1 protein-coding gene is annotated in these 931 nt (G+C 65.2%); it reads left to right on the top strand.

Annotated features, from left to right (window positions below; all coding sequences use genetic code 11):
* Nucleotides 1-2: 2 nt before the first annotated feature.
* The coding region (gene nusA, locus I73_RS18755; RefSeq protein ID WP_022982024.1) for a transcription termination factor NusA at nt 3-931 on the top strand (929 nt) is incomplete at its 3' end.

Below are 931 nucleotides of genomic sequence, written 5' to 3' on the forward strand. Positions count from 1 at the left end.
GAATGAACCGCGAAATGCTGATGTTGGTGGATGCGATCTCGCGCGAGAAGGGCGTGGACCGCGAGGTGGTGTTCGGCGCGGTTGAACTCGCGCTGGCCTCCGCCACCAAGAAGCTGCACGGCGGCGAGGTCGATATCCGTGTGGCCATCGACCGCGATACCGGTGAGTACGAGACCTTCCGTCGCTGGCATGTGGTGCCCGATGAGGCCGGCCTGCAAATCCCGGATGCCGAGATCCTGCTGTTCGAGGCCAAAGAACAGATCGCCGACATCGAGGTGGACGACTACATCGAGGAGCCGATCGAATCGGTGCCGATCGGTCGCATCGGCGCCCAGGCCGCCAAGCAGGTCATCCTGCAGAAGATCCGCGACGCCGAGCGCGAGCAGCTGCTCAACGACTTCCTCGCCCGTGGCGAGAAGATTTTCGTGGGCACGGTCAAGCGTCTGGACAAGGGCGACATCATTGTCGAGTCCGGTCGTGTCGAAGGGCGCCTCAAGCGCAACGAGATGATCCCGAAGGAGAACCTGCGCACCGGCGACCGCGTGCGTGCGTTCATCAACGGCGTCGACCCGACCGCCCGTGGCCCGCAGATCATGCTCTCGCGTTCGGCTCCCGGCTTCATGGTCGAGCTGTTCGCCCAGGAAGTGCCCGAGATCGAGCAGGGTCTGCTGGAGATCAAGAGCTGCGCCCGTGACCCGGGCAGCCGCGCCAAGATCGCCGTCGTCTCGCACGACAAGCGTGTCGATCCCATCGGCACCTGCGTCGGCGTGCGCGGCTCGCGCGTCACCGCCGTGACCAACGAACTGGCCGGCGAACGCGTGGACATCGTGCTGTGGTCGGAAGATCCGGCCCAGTTCGTGATCGGGGCCCTGGCCCCGGCCAACGTGCAGTCCATCGTCGTGGACGAAGAGAAGCACGCGATGGACGTGGT

The organism is Ideonella sp. B508-1 (assembly GCF_000333615.1).
Classification (GTDB): Bacteria; Pseudomonadota; Gammaproteobacteria; order Burkholderiales; family Burkholderiaceae_C; genus Ideonella.